The sequence below is a fragment of the Streptococcus sp. SCPM-O-B-15304 (M98) genome (genome assembly GCF_058200215.1).
In genome coordinates, this window is record NZ_JBYQGQ010000004.1 from 126,315 (window position 1) to 150,037 (window position 23,723).

The window sequence follows — 23,723 nt, forward strand, 5'->3', positions numbered from 1 at the left end:
ATGGCCTACACTCTTAAACCAGAAGAAGTTGGCGTTTTTGCCATTGGTGGTCTAGGAGAAATCGGAAAAAACACATATGGTATCGAATACCAAGACGAAATCATCATCGTTGATGCAGGGATTAAATTCCCTGAGGATGACCTACTTGGTATCGACTACGTTATCCCTGATTACTCTTATATTGTAGAAAATATCGACCGCGTCAAGGCTCTCTTGATTACACACGGACACGAGGACCATATCGGAGGGATTCCCTTCTTGCTCAAGCAAGCAAACATCCCTATCTATGCTGGTCCACTGGCCCTTGCCTTAATCCGTGGAAAACTCGAAGAGCATGGACTTTTGCGCAATGCTACACTTCACGAAATCAACCACAACACGGAGTTGACTTTTAAAAATCTTAAAGCAACTTTCTTTAGAACAACCCACTCGATTCCAGAGCCATTGGGAATCGTCATCCATACCCCTCAAGGGAAAATCGTTTGTACGGGAGACTTCAAGTTTGACTTTACACCAGTTGGGGAACCTGCAGACTTGCACCGTATGGCAGCCCTAGGTGAAGATGGAGTGCTTTGCTTACTCTCTGACTCGACCAATGCTGAAGTACCAACCTTTACAAACTCTGAAAAGGTTGTCGGCCAGTCGATTATGAAGATTATCCAAGGTATCGAAGGACGTATCATCTTTGCATCCTTTGCCTCAAATATCTTCCGTCTCCAGCAAGCAACGGAAGCTGCCGTTAAGACAGGGCGTAAGATTGCTGTCTTTGGACGCTCTATGGAAAAGGCCATTGTCAACGGGATTGAGCTTGGTTACATCAAGGCTCCTAAGGGAACTTTCATCGAGCCAAATGAAATCAAAGACTATCCTGCGGGTGAGATTCTTATCCTCTGTACGGGAAGTCAGGGTGAGCCTATGGCCGCTCTCTCTCGTATCGCTAACGGAACTCACCGTCAAGTGCAACTCCAACCTGGCGATACTGTCATCTTCTCATCTAGCCCAATTCCAGGAAACACCACTAGCGTCAACAAATTGATTAACATCATTTCTGAAGCTGGGGTTGAAGTTATCCATGGTAAAATTAACAACATCCATACTTCTGGACACGGTGGTCAGCAAGAGCAAAAACTCATGCTCCGCTTGATTAAGCCAAAATACTTCATGCCTGTTCACGGTGAATACCGCATGCAGAAAGTCCACGCTGGACTTGCCGTAGATACTGGCGTAGAGAAGGACAATATCTTTATCATGAGTAATGGTGATGTGCTTGCCCTCACTGCAAACTCTGCCCGTATCGCAGGCCACTTCAATGCCCAAGACATCTACGTCGATGGAAATCGTATCGGTGAAATCGGTGCAGCTGTGCTTAAAGATCGTCGCGATCTATCTGAAGATGGTGTCGTACTTGCTGTCGCAACCGTTGACTTCAAGTCTCAGATGATCCTATCTGGACCAGATATTCTCAGCCGTGGATTTGTCTACATGCGCGAATCTGGTGACTTGATTCGTCAAAGCCAACGCATCCTTTTCAATGCTATTCGTATCGCTTTGAAAAACAAAGATGCCAGCATCCAATCTGTCAATGGCGCCATAGTAAATGCCATTCGACCATTCCTTTACGAAAATACTGAACGTGAACCAATCATCATTCCGATGATTCTCACACCAGATGAAGAATAAGAAAAAATTCTCTGAAATCCTATGACTTCAGAGAATTTTTGTTATTTCACGATAAGCTCATAACGAGTTTTGCTGGTGAAAGTTTCACCTGCTTTGAGAATGACTTGATCTTTAAGGTCACTATGAATAGCATCTGGTAAAGCTTGCGCTTCTAGAGCAATTCCATTGTGCTGAATCATTGGCTGACCAGCAATGATGACACTCTCGTCCACAAAGTTTGCTGTGTAGACCACAAAGCAAGGAGCCTCTGTCTTGAAGAGCAAGAAGCGACCTGAACCTTGGTCATAGAGGAATCCAGCATTGTCATGTCTTGCAGGAAGAGCAAATGGATGGTCCAAACCAGATACGAGTTGGATTTGCTCATCTTCTTCTGCAAAGATATCCTTCAACAAAGCACCATTGTAGATATGTTTGATCACATCACGGTTAGCATCTGGGGTTTTAGCTGGAACACCATCAGGAGCGATTGGGTAAATACCTTCAGTATTCAGTTGGAATACATGACGGTCAACTGTCTGCGTGAAATCAGCAGATAAGTTAAAGTAGCTATGGTTAGTTGGATTGACCAAGGTATCCTGGTCTGTCGTTACCTTGTAACTAACTTCGTAGGCACCACTTTCTTCCAAGTTGTAGCTAATCCAGATCTTAAGATTTCCAGGGAAACCTCCAGTCCCGTCTGCTCTTTCTGTGTAAAGAGTCAAACCATGATCATTCACTTCGACTAGCTCAAACAAGCTAGAATCCCAACCAGTTGAGCCACTGTGGTTACAGTTGCTAGCATTGTTGACTTCGAGTTCATAGGTCTTCCCATTGAGTTCAAATGTCGCACCTGCAATACGACCTGCAACTGGACCTACACTTGCTCCATGTTTAGGGCTATTTCCCACATAGCTTTCGAAATCGTCAAAACCTAGGATAACATTGGCAAAATTGCCAGTCTTATCTGGAGTTACATAACGTAAAATTGTCGCTCCATAGGTCATGATTTCCAGTTGATAGCCTGCTTCCGTTTCAAAACGGTAAGCGAGGACATCCTTGCCATCAACTTTCCCAAATACACGTTCTGTGTATGCTTTCATCCTTCTCTCCTTTTTCTATTTCAATTAAGTAAACAAACCATAGAAAGCGCATTCACGTCCTATGGTTTTATTGTATGATTTACAAACACCTTTGTCAAGAATCCATAAATATTTTCTTAACAAAAGTAATTCCTTCTATTTCTGATCTATGCTTCTACACGTTCAGTCCATGAAGTAGCTGTTGTTTGAAGAACCTTGTTAAGTTCATCGATGTTTTCAAAACCAGTTGTACGAAGCCATTCGCGAGCAGCTGCTTCTCCATCTTTGATGTAAGCTTCAACAGATCCAGCCCATGTTGCACGTCCACAAAGAACACCATTGAAGTTTGCACCTGATTCGTGGGCAAATACAAGAGTTTCTTGGAAGAGTTTAGCTGATACACCAGCACTCAAGTAGATGTATGGAAGGTTAGTTGCTTCGTCTTGTGCTTTGAAGAAAGCAGCTGCTTCTTCACGTGTATGAACGATTTCTCCATCGCCAAATCCTTCAACGTATTTCACGTTAACTGGAACTTCCACTTTCAAGACATCGATGTTAAAACGTGGTTCTGAGAAGACCTTCATCGCACCAATAACCTTGTGTGGTTTTACTTTAGCGTATTCAGCAGAACCTGCGTCCGCAATCTTTTCATCGTAAGCCAAAATTTCAAGGAAGAATGGAATATCTTCAGCTACACACTCAGAACCGATACGTTCAATGTAGGCTTGTTTTTGTTGGTTGAGTTCGTCAGAGCTATCTACGTCATAGTAAAGCAAGAACTTCACAGCATCTGCACCTTGTTCCTTGATACGTTTTGCAGACCAAACATCCAAGCAGTCAGGCAAGCGTTTTGTACTTGTTGTATCGTATCCTGTTTTTTCATAAGCAAGGAGAAGACCTGCATTTGGATCAAGAGCTTTTGTTGCAGGAAGTCCGTATTCAGGGTCAAGAAGCATAGATGAAGCGTATTTTGTCAATTCATCTGCTACCAAGACTTTAAGTTCTTCCATTTGAGCTACTGTTGGCTCTTCTGTTTGGTATTGAGCCATAAGGCGTTTCAAAGCACCACGTTGGTCAAAGGCAAGAGCTGAGATGATACCATTCTCATCAGAGAGTTTTTCCAAACATGCACGTTTATTTGGGCTTAATGTTAATTTACTCATAGATTCTTCCTTATTTTTCAAACTCGTGAATAATGACACCTTGAACGACGCGGTTTACTGTACCTGTAGGTGATGGTGTATCTGGTCTATTTCCAACCTTAAGCGAAGTCAAGAGAGCAAATAACTGACCGTAAACGATATAAGGGAAGACACGGTAAACATCATTCAAAACGCCACCGCAGCCAAGCGCTACTTCCTTAACATTTTCAAGGCCAAAGGCTTGGTCACTCAAGAGAACAACGCGACGAGCGATTTGGTCCCCTGCAACTTCACGAACCAAGTCTAAGTCATACTTACGAGTATAGTCCGTTGTAGTACCAAAAACTAAAACTATAGTATCTTCATTGATAAGAGATTTTGGGCCGTGACGGAAGCCGACTGGACTTTCATACATTGTGGCAACCTGACCTGCAGTCAATTCCAAAATTTTCAGTTGTGCCTCATGAGCAAGTCCGAAGAATGGACCTGCACCTAAGTAAATCACTCGGTTAAAGTCTAGGTCAACCAACTCTTTCACATCTGCCACATTGTCAAGAACTTTACGAGCAAGACTAGAAAGCACTTCAAAACGTTCAGCTTTAACTGCAAATTCTGTTGGATCAAATACCAAAAGTGCTGTCAACATCATTGAAGTGAAGCTTGAAGTCATAGCAAAGCCAGCATCGTTAGAAGCAGCTGGTTGTAGCAACAAGAGGTTGTGGTCATCACCATGCGCTTGGAGAGCCAATTTTCCTTCAGCAGCACAAGTAATAGTCACTTGATAAAGTTCATCAACCAATGACTTGGCCAAGTCAACTGTTGCCACACTCTCAGGTGAGTTCCCGCTACGCGCGAATGATACCAAAACAGTCGCCACATCTTTTTTCAAATAAGTTTGTGGGTTTGCTACGATATCAGTTGTCGCAATAGCATTAAAATTCCATTTACGTTCATCATAAACTTCCTTGAAGTAAGGAACGAGAGTATCACCTACATAAGCAGAAGTTCCAGCACCAGTCAGGATAACCTTGATGTAGTCATGTTTGTCAGCAATTCCTTGTAAAAAGGCTGCAATTTCATCTCGTCGTGCTTGATAAGCTTCAAAAGCTTCTTTCCAAACGTCTGGTTGTTGGTAAATTTCGCGAGTTGTGATTTCTGCCCCCAACTCAAGCAATTCTTCTTTTGTGTAATCTAGCATTGAGTTCCTCTAATCTATTATTATATTGTTTTTTATTTAAAATATGGGAATGGGAGTAAGCCCCATTCCCATTTATATTCTATGAAATATGTTCTAACAGTATTTCTGTTATTACACCTTATTCATCTTCATCGTCATCGTCAAAGCCAGCCAATAAATCATTAACTTTGACAATGCTTTCTGAAGCACGACTCTTATAATCTGCATCAGCACCGGTTAGGCTCGCATTGATAAACTCGATAACCATTGGAAGATTCATTCCTGCATAAAGTTCAATGTCACGACCTTCCATAATCAGACGGCTCACCACATTACATGGTGTTCCACCAAGGAGGTCAGCAAAGACTAGGAAATCATCCAAACCTTCGACAGCAACTTCAAATTTTGCAGTGAAATCTTCTGGTCCATCTTCTGGAAGAAGAGCAACTGCATGAATATTTTCTTGTGGACCCATAATCATTTCTGTGCTACCTTTAAGTTCTTCACAGAAACGTCCATGGCTCACTAAAATCAATGATTTACTCATAAATTATGCGCCCATTCCAAGTAAGAATTTACCGATGAATGAAAGTCCAACAGCAAGAGCAATGATAATACCGATTGCTTTAGTTGAGTTCATACCTTTCTTACCAAGCAACCAGAAGATGAATGCTGTGAAGATTGCTGGAAGCAAGCGTGGGAAGATTGAGTTCAAGATATCTTGGAAGTCAATCATTTTCTCACCGATTGGCAATTTGTATGAAATTTCAAAGTTGATCATTGTTGCTACAAGAGCACCCATCATGAATACACCAAGAACAGATGCAGCTTCAATCAAAGCTGTCAAAGTGCTTTGCATGTTGTTGATAAGGTTAACCCCTTCTTTGTAGGCAAATTCCAATTGTTTCCAACGGAAGATGTCATACGCTACTGCAACTGCGATCCAAAGGAAGATACCCCAAGGTTGACCAGCGATAGCCATTGTTGCAGCGATAGATCCCATGATAGCAGGTACCAGTGAACCAAAGATAGTATCTCCAAGAGGAGCGAATGGTCCCATCAAACCTGTCTTGATACCGTTAACCGCATCTTTTGAGCCAACGCCATCTTTTTCTTCCATAGCAAGGTCAAAACCAGCGATGATTGTGTGGAAGAATGGTGAAGTGTTGAAGAATTGAGTATGAACTTTCATCATTTCTTTCAACTCAGGAGTTCCATCTCCATACATTTTACGCAATTGTGGCAAGATCATGTAAAGGTAACCTGATGCTTGCATACGTTCGTAGTTCCATCCCAATTGGAAAGTGAACAAGCTACGTTTGTTAATTTGATTAAAATCTTCTTTTGTTAGTTTGTAATTAGAATTCGTCATCTTCAATTTCCCCACTTTCTGATGGTGTAGAAGGTGCTGCTACAGCAACTTTCTGGCTGTTCTTGAAGTGAACAACTGCAAGGAAGATACCTACGATAGAGACACCGATCATAGACAAACCTTTGAAGTTGTTGGCAAAGCCAATTTTTTCAGCAACGTCAGCAGGAAGAGTGCCAATGAGACCAGCAACTGCTCCACCAAGACCTGTTACGTATGAGTAAAGTACAGTCAACATAGCTGTCAAACCGAATCCCATAGCAAGGTAGTGAAGGTTACGTTTAACTGGAAGGTAACGAAGCAAGATAGCGAATCCAAGACCTGGAAGCATACGACCTGCAAGAGTCAAACCGTCTGCAACCCATTGGAATTCTTTAACAAAGTTTACAACTGCTTGTACGAATTCTCCACCGAAAGCTAGGGCGAAGAATACTGGAAGGGCACGAGAAGCAGCCCATGGAAGCGCACCAAGAAGGTAGTTACGTTCGATTCCTTTGTAGTCAAAGCGTTCGATCGCAGCATCAATACGGTGTGCGAAGAATGTAGTAGTCATACGACCAAGTACGTCGAAGTAAGTTAAAAGTGCCGCTACTGGTACAGCGATTGTAGTGATCGCAAGGTCAGTCTCAATACCTTGTGAAACTGAGAAAGCAGTCGCAAGAACCGCACCAGAAGTTGCGTCGATACGAGAAGCACCACCGAAGGTACCTACCCCAAGTACGAATAACTGCAAGCTACCACCGATAAACAAACCAGTTGTCAAATCTCCCATGATCAAACCAGTAATGAAACCAGCGAATACAGGGGAACCTGCAGAAGAAACGATCGTCAACTCATCACAGATTTGATAAGCTGAGTACAGAGTGAGAAGTAAAATTTGCCACCATTGTATCATAACAATGACCTCCTAAAAATTTTTTCCTATTTTAATAAGCTCAAAAAGTCTGAAACTGGATCGTTTGGAACCATTTGAGCAGTAAGTTTAACACCTTTTTCCGCCAATTTGTGGAAATCTTCTACGTCTTTATCTACAACGTTGATAGAACGTGTGATCGCACGTGTTTCTGGTGTTTGAGACATGTTGCCGACATTGACAGTTTCAAGTGGCACACCTGCTTCTACCAAACCGAGGAAACGGTCAGGTTTGCGTGCTACAATCAAAAGACGTTGGCTATCGTATTTACCAGCAAGGATATTGGCTGCAGCTTTTTCAACTGGCAAAATACTAAGTTTTACACCTGGTGGTGTTGCAAGCTTCAATCCGCTCTTTTCAACATCGTTGTTAACAACTTCATTGTCAACGACCATGATACGTGAAACATTAAGTTTAGCAGACCAAAGGTTTGCTACTTGTCCGTGGATCAAACGTCCATCGATACGGCATCCTACAATTGTCATAAATTTTCCCCCTTTATATGTTTTAGTGTAGGTTTACGAGTTAAATGTATGTGATCTTTATACTCCCCTTCAGTTTCAAAGATAATGATGCGGTTAGCACCTTCCTTGAGATAGCTGTGCGGAATATAAAGCGATAAGGTTGGACCAACATTCCAGAAACGTCCTAGATTACGGCCATTGACATAGGCAATCCCTTTACCAAACTCAGATAAGTCTAAGTAGGTATCCTTTGGCACCTCAACTTCAAAGTCATAGGCGTAAAAGGCAGGTTGCCCTTCTGTCCATCCTTTTGAGAAATCAATCTTTTCAGGATTATCTAGTGGAAGCGGATAGTGTTCCCAGTTCAGCATAAAGTGTAGGTCTTTGCAGACACCTGTACGAATCCCTTTTCGTTGTGTATCTGCTAGGAACTTATGCCCGTAATTGACACGCCCCATATTTTCAATAAGGATGTCAAATCTAGAGAGCGCTTTCTTTTTTCCTTGATAGAAGATATCTTCTCCAATTTCAGTCTGGTACTGAGTTGCGACCCATTTCCCATCTACGAATAGCTGAGCTCTATCTCGACCGTCAATGATACGGATGCGTTCTTCTTCTGCATCCCAACTAGCTTCTGTACGATAGAGTAGGTAGCCATAGCTTTGTCCCAACTCTTCCATTTTCTTAGGATAGAGACTTTCAATTGGACTTGTCAGGCTATCCAAGGTTTCGAAAAGAGAAACTTTCTCGACCAGTGGAATGTTTTCAGCTTCCATACTCTCTTTGTAAAGTGGCTCTAATTGTGGATACTCAGGATAGTAAGTCGCCATCATTTCTTTAACTGCCAGGTATTTAGCAGTTGGATTGCCCGCTTCATTAAGAAGAGCGTCATAATCATAAGATGTTACTTGTGGTAAATCGATGGTTCCTCGAGCTGAACAACCATTCATAAAACCAAAGTTGGTTCCACCGTGGAACATGTAAAGGTTGATAGAGCCTTGCTCTAGTACCTCATGTACGGCTTCTGCTAACTCCTCTGGCTCACGCGTGATGACTGGTTCTTTCCATCGGTTAAACCATCCATCCCAGAATTCCATACACATGAGTGGCCATTTCTTGTCATGCTCATCAAAGAACTCTTGCATTTGCGAGAAGTTAAAGTTTGCTTTTGAACCAAAGTTCCCTGTCACAAAGAGATCATCTTTAATCAAGGTACCAGCTTTCAGAGTTGCTCGCCATGGACCATCAGATGTAAAGAGCGGACAAGTCACTGAACGTTCTTCCATCAATCGGCGAATCTCACGCAAGTAGGTCTTGTCCTCACCGTATGAACCGTACTCATTTTCAACCTGCATCATGAGGATGTTACCACCATTGTCCAACAATCTTGAAACAAGACGCGGAAGTAAATGATCGTAGTAACGTCCTACCATTTCAACAAAGGCTGAATCAGAGGAGCGGATTCGCATGTCTTTAGTTAAAAGCCATGCTGGTAAACCACCAAATTCCCACTCTGCACAGATAAAGGGAGATGGTCGAACAATAGCATACAAGCCTAAGTCCTGAGCTGTCTGAAGAAATTTTTCAATATTAAGATTGCCTTCAAAATTGAAGTTTCCTTCAGTTGGCTCATGCAAATTCCAAGCGACGTAAGTTTCAACAGTGTTGAAGCCTAAAGCCTTGAGATTGTACAATGAATGATACCAGTCTTCTTCAGGAATTCTAAAATAATGAATGGCACCAGATAAAATTTTGAATGGTTTCCCATCTAGGTAAAAATCATCCTCAATTTTAAACCTTGTCATTTTACCACCCCATACTTTTTCGTTTGCGCTTTCATTTGTTGTTATATTAAATGATAAACTAATGAATCCATCTTGTCAATAGATTTTTCGAAAATTATTTAAAATTTTTCTTTTTTTTACTGAATTGTTTTCTAAAATTCTTGTAAAAAATTTTTTTCTTAAATATTTTCGATCTAGATTGCATAAATGTATGAGTTTATAACCGTAAATAATATGTAAGTCAATCACTTAGAATATTATTTTATTTTTTTACATTATTTACTATCATTTTCAAACTATTTATGGTAGAATCGAAGATGGAGAAGGAAAAAATGAGGTGAAAATATGGCAATTCCAAAGTATCAATATATCAAAGATGAATTGAAAAATAAAATCATTTCAGGTCAATTTGCAAGTGGCGACAAGTTCTACACTGAAGCAGAGTTGATTGCAATGTATGACGTAAGTTCAATCACTGTTGTTCGCGCCTTAAACGACCTTGCTAAAGACGGTTATATTGTCCGCCAACAAGGAAAAGGAACCTTTGTGGCTCGCGCTCGCAAGCACAAACTCGTAGAATTTTCTGATGTAGAAATTTTTGAAACCAAGGACGATAAAGTCACTGTTCTTTCTATTGAACGCGGTAACGATCTTAACTACTTAGAAAAATTGGGATTGCGTGGCGATCAATTTTATTACAAAATCGAACGTATCCGTGAATCTAACGGTGTTACTTATATCTACCACACATCTTATATCCCTGAACAATACATCAATGCAAACTATCCAAATCTTGAATACTATAGTTCTATCTATAATCGTTTCAAATTGGACTACCACATTCACATGAATGACGAGCATTTTGAAGAAATCAATGAAATTGTATTTCCAACTCCAGAACATGCTGCTTCTATCCTAGGAATCGACTCTCAGTTCCCAACTGTTCTCCAAACCAAGACAACTAAACTTGAGTCAACTGGCCAAGTGTTGGAATACATTGAAACTTACAAACGTTCTGATTTCTATAAGATTAAATTTATCTCATGTGATCGCGATCACTAAACATTAAAAAGTCTGAGACAATCGTTTCAGGCTTTTCTGTTTTTCATTATAGCACGCTAGCTTTTAGTAGGAAATATCAAATGACTTTAAACTATAATTTGGAGAAATTTTACTAAAAACAGAGTAAAAATTGAAAATTAGTTCAAATTAAATAACTTCTTATATTTTTTATAGGTATTTTATTAAAAAACTTGACTTTACTAGTTTCAGATAATACAATGGAATCAGTTTGTGAAAACGCTACCAAAACAATAAATTAGGAGGTTATTTAATGAAACCAGAAAATAAACAGCGTTTCTCTATTCGTAAATACGCAATCGGAGCGGCTTCTGTCTTGATCGGCTTTGCCTTTCATGCGCAAGCTGTTGCCGCTGATGGAGTCGTACCTACTACAACAGAGAATCAACCTACTATCCAAGCTACAGGTGAATCGTCTCCACAGGCCAGCGAAGAAAAACTTGAAACTAGTCCTACACCAGAAGCCGTAGCTCCTGCAGCTCCAGCGACACCTGTAACAAACACTGAAGCACCAAAAGTTGAAGCTACTCCTGTACCTGTCGTAGAAAAAACTGTTGCAAATCAAGTCGCTCCAGCTGAACCAGAAGTAGTTAAAGAAGTCGAGAAGGCTGAAAAAGAAGATAATAAAGAAATTGCTAAAGTTGAAGCTCCTGTAGTCGCTACAGAGAAAGCAGCTCAAGTCAATGAAAAACTGGCTAAAAAGAAAATCGTTTCAATCGATGCAGGGCGTAAATACTTCTCTCCTGAACAACTGAAAGAAATCATCGACAAAGCCAAACACTATGGCTATACTGATCTTCATCTCCTAGTCGGAAATGACGGCTTGCGCTTTATGCTAGATGATATGTCCCTAACTGTAGGAGACAAGACTTATGCGAGCGACGATGTCAAACGCGCTGTTGAAAATGGAACTAATGCCTACTACAACGATCCAAACGGCAATCATCTAACTGAAAGCCAAATGACCGACTTGATTAACTATGCTAAGGATAAAGGTATTGGACTTATCCCATCTGTTAACAGTCCTGGCCACATGGACGCTATCCTTAATGCTATGAAAGAATTGGGTATTGAAAAGCCTAACTTTAACTATTTTGGTAAAGAATCAGCGCGTACTGTTGACCTTGACAATGAAAAAGCTGTTGCCTTCACAAAAGCTTTGATTGATAAGTATGCCGGCTACTTTGCTGGTAAGTCTGAAATCTTCAACATCGGTTTGGATGAGTACGCTAATGATGCTACTGATGCCAAAGGATGGAGCGTTCTTCAAGCCTATAAATGGTATCCAGAAGATGGATTCCCAGACAAGGGTTATGACAAATTCATCGCCTATGCAAATGACCTAGCTCGTATCGTCAAATCTCACGGTCTAAAACCTATGGCCTTCAACGACGGTATCTACTATAATAGCGATACAAGTTTTGGTACTTTTGACAAGGACATCATCGTCTCTATGTGGACTGGTGGCTGGGGTGGTTACGATGTCGCTTCTTCTAAGTTACTAGCTGAAAAAGGACATGAAATCCTCAATACTAACGATGCTTGGTACTATGTTCTCGGCCGTAATGCTGACGGACAAGGTTGGTACAACCTTGATCAAGGATTGAACGGCATTAAGAGCACACCGATCACTTCTGTACCAAAAACAGAAGGAGCTGACGTTCCTATTATTGGTGGTATGGTAGCAGCTTGGGCTGATACTCCATCTGCTCGCTACTCTCCATCTCGTCTCTTCAAACTCATGCGTCAATTCGCAAACTCAAATGCTGAATACTTCGCTGCTGACTACGAGTCTGCTGAACAAGCTCTGAAAGAAGTTCCAACAGACCTTACTCGCTACACAGAAGAAAGTATTGCAGCCGTTAAAGATGCTGAAAAAGCCATCCGTGCTCTCGATAGCAACCTCAGCCGTGCTCAACAAGATACTATTGACCAAGCGATCGCAAAACTCCAAGAAGCTGTTAGCAACTTGACCTTCACTCCAGAAGCTCAAAAAGAAGAAGATGCTAAACGTGAAGTTGAAAAACTAGCTAAGAACAAGGTCATCTCTATCGATGCTGGACGTAAATACTTCACACTTGACCAACTTAAACGCATCGTTGACAAGGCTAGTGAGCTCGGCTACTCTGACCTTCACTTGCTCCTTGGAAATGATGGACTTCGCTTCCTACTTGATGATATGAGTATCTCAGCAAATGGCAAGACTTATGCAAGCGACGATGTGAAAAAGGCCATCATCGAAGGAACAAAATCTTACTACGATGATCCTAACGGAACTACTTTGAACCAAGCTGAAATCACTGAGCTTATCCAGTATGCTAAGGACAAAGGGATTGGACTAATCCCAGCTATCAATAGCCCAGGTCATATGGATGCTATGCTTGTCGCTATGGAAAAATTAGGCATCGCAAACCCTCAAGCCAACTTTGACAAGGTTTCAAAAACAACTATGGACCTTGAAAACGAAGAAGCGATGAACTTTACAAAAGCCCTTATCGGCAAGTACATGGACTTCTTTGCTGGTAAGACTAAAATCTTTAACTATGGTACAGATGAGTATGCTAACGATGCTACCAATGCTCAAGGTTGGTACTACCTCAAGTGGTATGGTCTCTACGGCAAATTTGCTGAGTACGCTAATAGCCTAGCTGCCATGGCTAAAGAAAAAGGTCTTCAACCAATGGCCTTTAACGATGGCTTCTACTACGAAGACAAGGATGATGTTGAGTTTGATAAAGACGTTATCATCTCTTACTGGTCTAAAGGCTGGTGGGGTTACAACCTTGCGTCTCCTCAATATCTAGCAAGCAAAGGTTATAAATTCCTAAACACGAATGGAGACTGGTACTACATTCTCGGTCAAAAACCAGAAGATGGCGGTGGCTTCCTCAAGAAAGCTATTGAAAATACTGAAAAAACTCCATTTAACCAGTTAGCATCAACTAAATATCCTGAAGTTGACCTACCTACTGTTGGTAGTATGTTAGCTATCTGGGCTGATAGACCAAGCGCAGAATACAAGGAAGAAGAAATCTTTGAACTCATGACTGCCTTTGCAGACCACAACAAAGACTACTTCCGTGCTGACTACAAAGCACTACGCGAAGAACTTGCTCAAATCCCTGAAAACTTAGAAGGATACAGCACAGAAAGCCTCGACGCTCTCAAGGCTGCTAAAGATGCTCTTAACTACAACCTCAATCGTAACAAACAAGCTGAATTGGACACACTTGTAGCTAATCTCAAAGCTGCTAGACTGGGTCTCAAACCAGCTGCAACTCACTCAGGAAGCCTCTATGAGAGTGAAACTGCTGCTACAGTTGAAAACCGACCAGAGCTTCTTGTTAAGACAGAAGAAATTCCGTTTGAGATTGTTAAGAAAGAAAATCCTAACCTTCCAGCAGGACAAGAGAAAGTCATCACTGAAGGTGTCAAAGGTGAACGGACTATCTATCTTTCAGTTGTGACTGAAAATGGCAAGCAAACAGAAACAGTTCTTGAAAGACAAGTAACGAAAGAAGCTGTCAATCAAGTTGTCGAAGTTGGAACATTAGCGACACATGTAGGAGACGAAAAAGGTCAAGCTCCTGTTGTAAATAAACCTCGTGTAGTCATCGAAGATGAAGAAATTCCATTTACAACCATCACTCGTGAAACTGATGCATTGCCTAAGGGAGAAACTCGTGTTGTAACTGCAGGTGTCAACGGTCGTCGTAGCCATTTCTACTCTGTGACTACTGCTGTTGATGGATCTGAAGTTAAAACATTGGTTACTAGTGTTGTCGCTCAAGAACCAGTCGCTCAAGTAATCGAAGTTGGCAACCCTGTCACTCACGTCGGTGATGAACATGGTCAAGCAGCTATCGCTGAAGAAAAACCAAAACTAGAAATTCCAAGTGAACCAGCTCCAGCATCTGTTCCTGCTGAGGAAAACAAAGCTCTTCCTCAAGGCCCAGCTCCTGTAGCAAAAGAAAATAAACTTCCTGAAACAGGAAGCCAAGGTTCAGAATGGTTGATTGCTACTGGTCTTATGACTGCTCTCACAGCTTACGGACTTAGCAAGAAAAAAGATTAAGCACAAATAAAAAGCGGGACAAAAGTCTCGCTTTTTTGTTTTATTGTTAGTCACCCAAACCGATGCGTTCGAAGATGTCATCCACTCGTTTGGTGTAGTAAGTTGGGTTGAAGATTTCGTCGATTTCTTCTTGAGTGAGACGTGAAGTTACTTCTGGATCTGCTTCAAGAAGTGGTTTGAAGTCTACTTGGTTATCCCAAGATTGAGCTGTCTTTGGTTGTACAAGGTCGTAAGCTTGCTCACGAGTCATACCTTTTTCAATCAAAGTAAGCATCGCACGTTGACTGAAGATAAGACCAAATGTAGAGTTCATGTTGCGGATCATGTTTTCTGGGAAGACTGTCAAGTTCTTAACGATGTTTCCGAAACGGTTGAGCATGTAGTCAATCAAGATGGTTGTATCTGGTGCAATGATCCGCTCAGCTGATGAGTGAGAGATATCACGCTCGTGCCAGAGTGATACATTTTCATAAGCTGTTACCATGTGACCACGGATCACACGCGCAAGACCTGTCATGTTTTCAGAACCGATTGGGTTACGTTTGTGAGGCATAGCTGAAGAACCTTTTTGACCCTTTGCAAAGAACTCTTCTACTTCACGTTGTTCTGATTTTTGAAGACCACGAATCTCAGTCGCCATACGCTCGATAGAAGTTGCGATGCTAGCAAGAACTGCAAAGTACTCAGCGTGAAGGTCACGAGGAAGAACCTGTGTAGAGATTTCTTGGGCACGGATACCCAATTTGTCGCAGACGTATTTTTCAACGAATGGTGGGATGTTAGCAAAGTTACCGACCGCACCAGAAATCTTACCAGCTTCCACACCAGCAGCCGCATGCTCGAAACGCTCGATGTTGCGCTTCATTTCGCTGTACCAAGTTGCCAATTTAAGACCAAAAGTTGTAGGCTCAGCGTGAACACCGTGGGTACGCCCCATCATGATGGTGAACTTGTGCTCTTTCGCTTTGTCAGCAATGATGTTGAGGAAGTTTTCAAGGTCCTTGCGGATGATGTCGTTGGCTTGTTTGTAGAGGTAACCGTAGGCAGTATCCACCACGTCGGTAGAAGTCAACCCATAGTGAACCCACTTGCGCTCTTCACCAAGAGTCTCAGAAACCGCACGCGTGAAAGCCACCACATCGTGGCGAGTCTCTTGCTCGATTTCCAAGATACGGTCGATGTCAAAGTCCGCTTTTTCACGAATCAAAGCTACATCTTCCTTAGGGATTTCCCCTAACTCAGCCCATGCTTCGTCAGCTAAGATTTCCACCTCAAGCCAAGCACGGTATTTATTTTCTTCAGTCCAAATGTTCGCCATCTCAGGGCGAGAGTAACGTTCGATCATTGTTTTATTTTCCTTTCTTTTGATGTTTCACATCAGTTAGCAAGCGGCAATCACTTTATTCAAATTCTTCTTTCCCAATCCATACAGATGGATAGTGATTGAGTGTATTCAAATCCGTATCCAGCGGGACATCATAGATAGCTAGATAGTTTTCAGGATATTGAGCAAGCAACTCTTCATACTTAGCTTTCACCTTTTCGTGATCACTACTAGCATACAAGACTTCGACGACTGCTCCGGTCTTCTCTTTTTCAACAAATGCGTTGACGATGAGTTGTATCATAAAAAACTCCTAAATCGAAATGCCCTTCATATTTGCTTCCAGAATAGGCATCTTCACACCTAACACCTGACCGGTCTGATAAACACTTTGACAACAATAGAAGATGTCCTGTTTATCATTGTGCAAAGTCATAATTTTTCGGGTCAGCTCATTTTTCGCAAACATGACTTTCATGGCCTTGCCGGCTATCCAAGCGGGAATTTTGTATGGCAATAGTTCTGCTTTGTAAAGTTTCAAATTCACGCCACGCGCTTCTACGACTTTCAAAGCTTCTCGAATGGCCTTGATGGCCAATGATAATTCCGATGAACTATTCATCAAGTTCAAAGCCAGTTCTTCTGGATTTTCCAAATTTCCTGAGCGAGCAGCTGTCGAAGTGACACCTGCGTTAATCGCCATGTGAATCCAAATCCACTCGACCATATCATGAGGCACTTCCCACTTCAAATCTGCAGAAACTAGTAAAGCCGTCAGATCAGCATAGTTAGAAATGTGTGCTTTTTGCTCACCTTCTAGCATTAAATGGTCGAACAAGACACCATCCAAATGGTTCTCCTGCATATGACCACCCGCTGTCGGAAAGGCCAAAATATAGTTGTAATCCCCTGCCCACTCTTGGACCTCTTTTCGATTATCCCAGAAATTACAAAAGAAAACAAGGGTGCCTTTGATATTGTTTTTTCGCAAGGTTTCCACAGCTTCTTTGACAAGTCCATGACGCACACTGAGAAAAATAAAATCATATTCCGAATGAGCTTCTGCCACATGAACCTCATAAGTATCATGCTTGTTCTCACCTTTGGAATGATAGCGACCATCTAGCAGATCAACTGACAACTCCTTCGGTGCATTGTTTTTCTTACTATCTCTCAGTACGTGTTCCACTTGATGGCCTGCTTTTTGAAAGGCGTAGGCATAAGTGGTCCCGATCACTCCGAGTCCTAGAATCGCTATTTTCACTTAAAAATCAATCCCTTTCCCAAACTCCTCAACCTTATCCGGTTCATCACTAAACAAAGTCACATGTCCCATTTTGCGGTTGTGCTTCGCTTCTATTTTACCATACAAATGGAGGTGGGCGCTTGGATTTTCTGTCACATATTTTTCAGCAGCCTCGACATGCTGGCCGAGAACATTGAGCATGACTGCTGGTGCATGTAGTTTGATGTCTGGCAATGGTGCTCCGAGAACGCCTAGAATATGGGTATCAAACTGTGAAAAGTCACAGGCTTCAATCGAATAGTGCCCTGAATTGTGGGGGCGTGGTGCAATTTCGTTGACGATGATGTCATCAGCTGTCGCAAACATTTCCACACAGAGCGTACCAGAAAGATTGAGTTGTTCAGCAATCTTCACAGCCATGGCTTTAGCTTTCTCAGCTAGACTGTCAGAAATGCGAGCAGGCACAATGGTTTTTGAAAGAATGTTGTTGCGGTGGATATTTTCCTGAATTGGGAATACTGTCACGTCCTTGCCATTACCAGATACAATGACTGAAATCTCCAAGTCAAAGTTGACGAATTCTTCCAAGACACAGTCTGCTGAGTCCGCTAAAGTGTATGCTTCTTCCAAGTCTGCTTCTGAACGAATAACCTTTTGTCCATGACCATCGTAACCACCAGTCGCCGTCTTAAGGACATAGTTTTTCGACAAGTCGATATCTTCCAAGTCTTGGCTAGATTTCACAACCTTGTAAGGAGCCACAGTGACTTGAGCCTTGTTAGAAAGAAAGTCCTTCTCAAAGATTCGATTTTGAGAGATTCGGAGTAGGTCTGTCCCTTGTGGAAGCTGACCATCCTTGATAACGGCATCCAAACCGTCGGCATCCACATTTTCAAACTCATAAGTGAGGACATCGCAACGCTCCGCCAACTGGCGAAGAGCGTCCACATCATTATAAGGAGCCACGATAATCTCCGCCACGCGAGAGGCCGGGCAATCTGCCGCAGGGTCCAGCGCGATAACCTTGTGTCCCATGTAGATAGCAGAAATAGCCATCATCTGACCTAGCTGACCACCACCGATGATACCAATAGTTTTAGTTGAGCTCATTTGTAGACTCCTCTGCGATTTTTCCTTGTTCTTCGGCAAAGTTAGCAAGTGCGTCCGCAATGGACTTATCTTCTACAGAGAGGAGACGGAGGGCAAAGAGGGCAGCGTTAGTCGCACCTGCTTCACCGATAGCCATGGTTGCTACAGGAACCCCACCTGGCATCTGAACAATCGAATAGAGCGAATCCACACCACTAAGAGCACGTGATTTGACTGGCACACCAATGACTGGAAGTGTTGTCTTGGCTGCTACCATCCCTGGCAAATGGGCTGCGCCACCAGCACCTGCGATGATGATCTTGATGCCACGGCTACGAGCTTCTTCAGCATGGCGGAACATAAGATCAGGTGTGCGGTGGGCAGAGACAACTTTCTTTTCGTAGGCTACACCGAAGCGGTCTAGGACTTCAGCGGTTTTTTGCATAGTTGCCCAGTCGGATTTTGAGCCCATGATGATGGAAATAATTGGTTTAGTCATAATTTTCCCTTTTTTTCTTTTTTGATAATGGTCTTAGGTGGTGAGGACGGAAGCAACCCCTCGGTTTCATTCCTAAAATTTGAGCCCAAGTCTCAAATTTTCCCTAGACCAGAACAGAAATTGTTCTGGTCTTTTCACCACGGCGACCATTATCTTACTTTGGCTCGCTTTCACTCGCCATTGACAAATTTAGTATCTGTTAATCTTTTATAGCCTTACTTCCAATATCTGTTCGGTAAAAGAGGCCTTCTGTGTTTTGTTTGTTGAGTTGGCTGTAGATAATGTTTTGGCCGTCTTTGACGGTATCAGCCGTGGTGACCAGCATGTAAACACGGCCTCCGTTTGAAAGAAGGTCTCCCCCATTTTCAGCAAATTTAGCTCCGGCATAATAAGTGATGATGTCGCCTTCTGTCTTGGTAGGAAGCTTGACACCTTTCTCATAAGCGAGTGGGTAGCCGTTTGAGGCTACAACAACGCCTAGTGTTACACCCTTATCCATCCAAGTAATTGCTGGCTCTTTGCCATCCAAAATATCCGTGATATTTTGCGCAAAGTCAGATGTCAAACGAGGCAGGATAATCTGAGTTTCAGGATCTCCGAAACGAGCGTTGAACTCGATGACCTTAGGTCCATCAGCTGTCAAGATAAGCCCTGCGTAAAGGACACCAAGATACGGACGACCTTCTTTAATCATCCCTTCGAGAACTGGCTTGACAATGGTGTCAACTGCTGTGTCAACCACTCTCTGTGGCAAGTGTGGAACTGGCGCATATGCACCCATCCCACCAGTGTTAGGCCCCTTGTCGCCATCGTAGGCTCGTTTATGGTCCTGAGCTGTTGGCATGATGTAGAACTTGTCCTCATTGACAAAGGCAAAGAGAGAGAACTCCTCCCCGTCAAGGAATTCCTCGATAACCACACGCGCACCAGAGTCGCCAAATTTATTGTCCAAAAGCATCTCATGAGCGGCTTCGACGGCTTGCTCAACTGTCTCCGCAACGACGACACCTTTCCCAAGGGCCAAACCATCTGCTTTAACTACGATTGGTGCCCCCTGCTTTTCGATATAGACCCTGGCTTCCTCGAAATCTGAGAATGTGCCGTAGGCTGCTGTCGGAACGCCGTACTTGACCATGATTTCCTTGGCAAAATCCTTAGACCACTCCAGCTCTGCTGCTAATCTTGTTGGACCAAAAGCTTTAAGCCCTGCTGCATTGAAATCATCTACAATTCCAGCTGCAAGGGCATCATCTGGACCGATAAAGGTCCAAGCGATATCATTGACTTTTGCAAACTCGATTAAGGCAGAATGTTCGGAAATAGAGATATTTACCAATTCCAGACCATCTAGAGTCATCCCGTCATTCCCAGGAGCTACAAAGACTTTTTCAACGTTTTTTGATTCAAGTAACTTCTTAGCAATCGCATGTTCACGACCACCCGAACCAACAACTAACAGCTTCATCTTACAACCTCTTTTGCGAATTATTTACTAATATTATACCATAAACGTTCGTTTTAATCTTGTTTCGTTTCGCTTTTAAAGCAAAAAAAGGAAAGAAACTGTTTTCTTCCCTTTTATTTTCTTAATGTCTAAAATGTCTCACGCCTGTGAAGACCATAGTCAAGCCGTATTTATCAGCAGCTTCGATAGACTCTTGGTCACGTACTGACCCACCTGGTTGAATGATGGCCTTGATACCAGCTTTGGCGATTTCTTCCACATTATCCGCAAATGGGAAGAAGGCATCTGAAGCAAGGACAGCGCCGTCAAGACGGTCTTTAGCTTGGTCAATAGCAATACGGACGGAAGCCACACGATTGGTTTGACCAGGGCCAACGCCAAGTGTCATGTGGTCATTAGTCACGATGATTCCATTTGATTTGACATACTTGATAGCTTTCCAAGCAAACTCAAGGGCAGTCGCTTCTGTCTCAGTTGGTTGGCGTTTGGTTACCACTTGCCAGTCAGCTGGGTTTTCTTTGACAACATCCTGATTTTGAACGAGGAGGCCACCGACCACGCCTGTGTACTCTGCTTCCACTTCACTAGCATCTTGAGCATCAAATGGCAAGGCAAGGATGCGCAAGTTTTTCTTTTTGGTTGTCAAGATTTCAAGCGCTTCGTCAGAATAGCTTGGTGCAATGATGATTTCAAGGAAAACGCCGTGCATTTTTTGAGCTGTCGCAGCGTCCACTTCACGGTTGAGAACGACAATACCACCGAAGATAGAAACTGGGTCAGACTCATAAGCGTAGTCCCAAGCAGTTTCGATATCATCAGCTTGACCTATACCGCACGGGTTCATGTGTTTGAGAGCCACAACGGTTGGACTATCTTTGAAGTCACGGATGATGCGGATCGCTGCATCAGCGTCACGGATATTGTTGAAGGACAATTCCTTACCGTTAAGCTGTTTAGCAGATGCAATAGAGTAGTCTGTTGGCAAGGCTTTTTGGTAGAAGTCTGCGTCTTGTTGAGGGTTCTCACCGTAACGCATTGGTTGCTTGAGGTCATAAGTCAAAGTGAGTTTTTCAGGCTTGCCTTCACCGACTTGAGCTGTGAAATATTCTGCAATCAAGGCGTCATAAGCCGCTGTGTGACGAAATACTTTGGCTGCCAAACGTTGGCGAGTTTCATAAGAGGTTTCGCCGTTTGCTGCCAATTCGTCCAAAACCACAGCGTAGTCAGCAGGATCTACCACAACTGTAACACTGGCATGATTTTTCGCTGCTGAACGAAGCATAGATGGCCCACCAATATCGATATTTTCAACTGCATCAGCATAAGTCACATCTGGTTTAAGGATAGTTTCCTTAAATGGGTAAAGGTTGACCACCACAAGGTCAATGAGCTCAATCTTGTTGTCCTTAGCCGCTTCCAAGTGGCTATCCAAGTCACGACGAGCGAGAAGCCCTCCGTGGATATTTGGGTGGAGGGTCTTCACACGACCGTCCATCATTTCTGGGAAACCAGTCACATCATCAATGGCAATGGTATCAACACCAGCATTATCAAGGGCAACTTTGGTACCACCTGTTGAGATGATATCCCAACCAAGTTTTTTAAGTTCTTGGGCAAATTCAACAATGCCCGCTTTATCTGAGACTGAAATAAGTGCTCGTTTAGTCATGTTCTTTCTTTTCCTTTTTAAAAAAGTTCTTTCTTTGCTACAGTGCTACAGTCGAAAATTTTCTTTCAGCTCGAGGGCTTCCTTATTTTCGTGCAGCCCCCAAACTATCCAAGACCTCTGGATAAAGTTTGTACTCTGTTTCGTGGATGCGAGTCTCGAAAGTATCAAGGGTATCCCCTTCAAGGCGTGGCACACGGACTTGTTTGATGACCTTACCGGTATCAACACCAGAATCCACCCAGTGAATAGTCACGCCAGACTGGTCTACGCCTGCATTCCAAGCATCCTCAATACCATGAGCTCCTGGAAATTCAGGGAGATAAGCCGGATGAATATTGATGATACGGCCTTCATAAGCTGCTAGCAATGTTGGGCCGACGATTTTTATGTAGCCTGCAAGACAAACCAAGTCAATCTGGTGTTCATCCAAGAGTTCGACAATGGCTCCTTCATAGTCTACCTTGTTCTCAAACTCTTTGAGTTCGAAGGCATAAGATAAAACCCCTAGCTTTTCGGCACGCTCTAAGACATAGGCATCTCGGTGATCTGAGAAAACAAATTCTACTGGAAATTGTTCCGCAATCACCTGAAAGTTTGAGCCGTTACCAGAGGCAAAAACAGCAATCCTTTTAGTCATTATTTAATCACCACACTTGCGCCATCTTTCTTCACAATACGACCAATTTCATAAACAGGTTCGTCAAGAAGTTCTTTGACACGTTCCACATTCTCTGGTGTAACCGCAAGCATAAGACCGACACCCATGTTGAAGATTTCAAACATTTCTTCGTGTTTAATTTCACCATATTTTTCAAGGGCTTTGAAAATTGGAAGAACTGGAACCTTGCTTTCGTCAATTTCAGCAGCCAAGTCATCCGCGAACATACGTGGCACATTTTCGATAAAACCACCACCTGTGATGTGGGCAATACCATTCACCAATTCTTCTTTGATGAGTGGCAAAACAGCCTTGACGTAGATACGTGTTGGTTCCAAAAGAACGTCTTTAAGTTTCTTCCCTTCCAATTCTGGGAGGACTTCTTCACCTGTGTAATCAGCAAAGACACAACGAACAAGTGAGTAACCATTTGAGTGGATACCGCTTGAAGCAAGCCCAAGAATCACATCCCCTTCAGCTACTTTTGAACCGTCGATGATTTGAGATTTTTCTGCCACACCTACTGCGAAACCAGCCAAGTCATAGTCGTCTTCACCATACATACCAGGCATTTCAGCAGTTTCCCCACCGATGAGGGCCGCACCTGCTTGTACACAACCTTCAGCCACACCCGCAACAACTTGTTCTAGTTTAGCTGGTTCATTTTTACCTGTTGCAATATAGTCAAGGAAGTAAAGAGGCTCAGCACCTGCAGCGATGATATCGTTGACACACATAGCCACACAATCTTGTCCGATGGTATCGTGTTTGTCATACTTGATAGCCAGCATTAACTTAGTACCAACACCATCTGTACCCGAGATCAAAACTGGCTCTTTGACACCTGTTTTTGAAAGGTCGAACATGCCACCAAAACCACCAAGAGCTCCCATGACACCTGCACGCTCCGTACGTGCCACGTGTTTTTTGATCCGTTCAACAACTTCATAACCCGCTTCAACGTCCACACCTGATTGGGCATAAGCATTTTTATTTGTCATTTGTTTATTCCTTTTCCTTTCCTTCAATGG

20 protein-coding genes are annotated in these 23,723 nt (G+C 42.8%); 3 read left to right on the forward strand and 17 right to left on the reverse strand.

Translation table 11 applies throughout. From position 1 onward, the window contains the following. Entirely contained in the window at nt 1–1,680 is a 1,680-nt protein-coding gene (gene rnjA, locus AC3E7H_RS03815; protein ID WP_000331998.1) for a ribonuclease J1, read from the forward strand. A 41-nt stretch (nt 1,681–1,721) separates the two neighbouring features. Here rnjA and AC3E7H_RS03820 read toward each other — a convergent pair whose 3' ends face one another. The 8 genes from AC3E7H_RS03820 to AC3E7H_RS03855 all read right to left on the reverse strand — a co-directional run bounded on the left by AC3E7H_RS03820 (nt 1,722) and on the right by AC3E7H_RS03855 (nt 9,608). Beyond that, nucleotides 1,722–2,759: an aldose epimerase family protein gene (locus AC3E7H_RS03820; protein ID WP_320692669.1), complete on the reverse strand. Its 1,038-nt coding sequence runs from the start codon at nt 2,757–2,759 to the stop codon at nt 1,722–1,724. A gap of 146 nt (nt 2,760–2,905) precedes the next feature. Further along, complete coding sequence (gene lacD, locus AC3E7H_RS03825; protein WP_490676132.1) at nt 2,906–3,901, reverse strand: tagatose-bisphosphate aldolase; 996 nt, start codon at nt 3,899–3,901, stop codon at nt 2,906–2,908. A gap of 10 nt (nt 3,902–3,911) precedes the next feature. Next, the gene (locus tag AC3E7H_RS03830) at nt 3,912–5,078 is read right to left on the reverse strand and encodes an SIS domain-containing protein (RefSeq protein WP_000888261.1); all 1,167 of its coding nucleotides are present in this window, start codon (nt 5,076–5,078) and stop codon (nt 3,912–3,914) included. 118 nt (nt 5,079–5,196) lie between these two features. Continuing rightward, on the reverse strand, nt 5,197–5,604 hold the full coding sequence (locus AC3E7H_RS03835) for a PTS sugar transporter subunit IIA (protein WP_000045704.1): 408 nt from the start codon (nt 5,602–5,604) through the stop codon (nt 5,197–5,199). 3 nt (nt 5,605–5,607) lie between these two features. After that, nucleotides 5,608–6,429: a PTS system mannose/fructose/sorbose family transporter subunit IID gene (locus AC3E7H_RS03840; RefSeq protein WP_000185292.1), complete on the reverse strand. Its 822-nt coding sequence runs from the start codon at nt 6,427–6,429 to the stop codon at nt 5,608–5,610. Next, entirely contained in the window at nt 6,416–7,321 is a 906-nt protein-coding gene (locus tag AC3E7H_RS03845; RefSeq protein ID WP_373094634.1) for a PTS mannose/fructose/sorbose/N-acetylgalactosamine transporter subunit IIC, read from the reverse strand. The genes AC3E7H_RS03840 and AC3E7H_RS03845 overlap by 14 nt, the downstream gene beginning before the upstream one ends. Before the next feature lie 26 nt (nt 7,322–7,347). Next, nucleotides 7,348–7,824, reverse strand: a complete 477-nt coding sequence (locus AC3E7H_RS03850) for a PTS sugar transporter subunit IIB (protein ID WP_070458000.1) — start codon at nt 7,822–7,824, stop codon at nt 7,348–7,350. Beyond that, complete coding sequence (locus AC3E7H_RS03855; RefSeq protein ID WP_490676133.1) at nt 7,821–9,608, reverse strand: glycoside hydrolase family 35 protein; 1,788 nt, start codon at nt 9,606–9,608, stop codon at nt 7,821–7,823. The genes AC3E7H_RS03850 and AC3E7H_RS03855 overlap by 4 nt, the downstream gene beginning before the upstream one ends. A 324-nt stretch (nt 9,609–9,932) precedes the next feature. Between AC3E7H_RS03855 and AC3E7H_RS03860 the strand changes: the two genes are divergently transcribed. Together AC3E7H_RS03860 and strH are read left to right on the forward strand one after the other, a co-directional pair. After that, nucleotides 9,933–10,649 carry a GntR family transcriptional regulator gene (locus AC3E7H_RS03860; RefSeq protein ID WP_045762517.1) on the forward strand — a complete coding sequence of 239 codons (717 nt, stop codon included), beginning with the start codon at nt 9,933–9,935 and terminating at the stop codon, nt 10,647–10,649. Between the two features lie 271 nt (nt 10,650–10,920). Continuing rightward, nucleotides 10,921–14,742, forward strand: coding sequence for an LPXTG-anchored beta-N-acetylhexosaminidase StrH (gene strH / locus AC3E7H_RS03865; RefSeq protein ID WP_490676134.1), 3,822 nt, complete (start codon nt 10,921–10,923; stop codon nt 14,740–14,742). A 46-nt stretch (nt 14,743–14,788) separates the two neighbouring features. Here strH and purB read toward each other — a convergent pair whose 3' ends face one another. The 9 genes from purB to purM form a co-directional block, all read right to left on the reverse strand. Next, the gene (purB, locus tag AC3E7H_RS03870) at nt 14,789–16,087 is read right to left on the reverse strand and encodes an adenylosuccinate lyase (RefSeq protein WP_075227936.1); all 1,299 of its coding nucleotides are present in this window, start codon (nt 16,085–16,087) and stop codon (nt 14,789–14,791) included. Between the two features lie 55 nt (nt 16,088–16,142). After that, nucleotides 16,143–16,370 (reverse strand): phosphoribosylaminoimidazole carboxylase, encoded by a 228-nt coding sequence (locus tag AC3E7H_RS03875; protein ID WP_075227937.1) that lies wholly within the window; start codon nt 16,368–16,370, stop codon nt 16,143–16,145. A 9-nt stretch (nt 16,371–16,379) separates the two neighbouring features. Next, entirely contained in the window at nt 16,380–17,330 is a 951-nt protein-coding gene (locus AC3E7H_RS03880) for a ketopantoate reductase family protein (RefSeq protein WP_075227938.1), read from the reverse strand. Beyond that, nucleotides 17,331–18,422, reverse strand: a complete 1,092-nt coding sequence (gene purK, locus AC3E7H_RS03885) for a 5-(carboxyamino)imidazole ribonucleotide synthase (RefSeq protein WP_075227939.1) — start codon at nt 18,420–18,422, stop codon at nt 17,331–17,333. Then, nucleotides 18,409–18,900: a 5-(carboxyamino)imidazole ribonucleotide mutase gene (gene purE, locus AC3E7H_RS03890; RefSeq protein ID WP_075227940.1), complete on the reverse strand. Its 492-nt coding sequence runs from the start codon at nt 18,898–18,900 to the stop codon at nt 18,409–18,411. Before purE ends, purK begins: the two co-directional genes overlap by 14 nt. 199 nt (nt 18,901–19,099) lie before the next feature. After that, nucleotides 19,100–20,365 (reverse strand): phosphoribosylamine--glycine ligase, encoded by a 1,266-nt coding sequence (gene purD, locus AC3E7H_RS03895; RefSeq protein WP_075227941.1) that lies wholly within the window; start codon nt 20,363–20,365, stop codon nt 19,100–19,102. 121 nt (nt 20,366–20,486) lie between these two features. Then, nucleotides 20,487–22,034: a bifunctional phosphoribosylaminoimidazolecarboxamide formyltransferase/IMP cyclohydrolase gene (purH, locus tag AC3E7H_RS03900; RefSeq protein WP_075227942.1), complete on the reverse strand. Its 1,548-nt coding sequence runs from the start codon at nt 22,032–22,034 to the stop codon at nt 20,487–20,489. 82 nt (nt 22,035–22,116) lie between these two features. Next, on the reverse strand, nt 22,117–22,671 hold the full coding sequence (purN, locus tag AC3E7H_RS03905) for a phosphoribosylglycinamide formyltransferase (RefSeq protein ID WP_490676135.1): 555 nt from the start codon (nt 22,669–22,671) through the stop codon (nt 22,117–22,119). Then, on the reverse strand, nt 22,671–23,693 hold the full coding sequence (purM, locus tag AC3E7H_RS03910) for a phosphoribosylformylglycinamidine cyclo-ligase (RefSeq protein WP_490676136.1): 1,023 nt from the start codon (nt 23,691–23,693) through the stop codon (nt 22,671–22,673). The genes purN and purM overlap by 1 nt, the downstream gene beginning before the upstream one ends. Nucleotides 23,694–23,723: the final 30 nt, after the last annotated feature.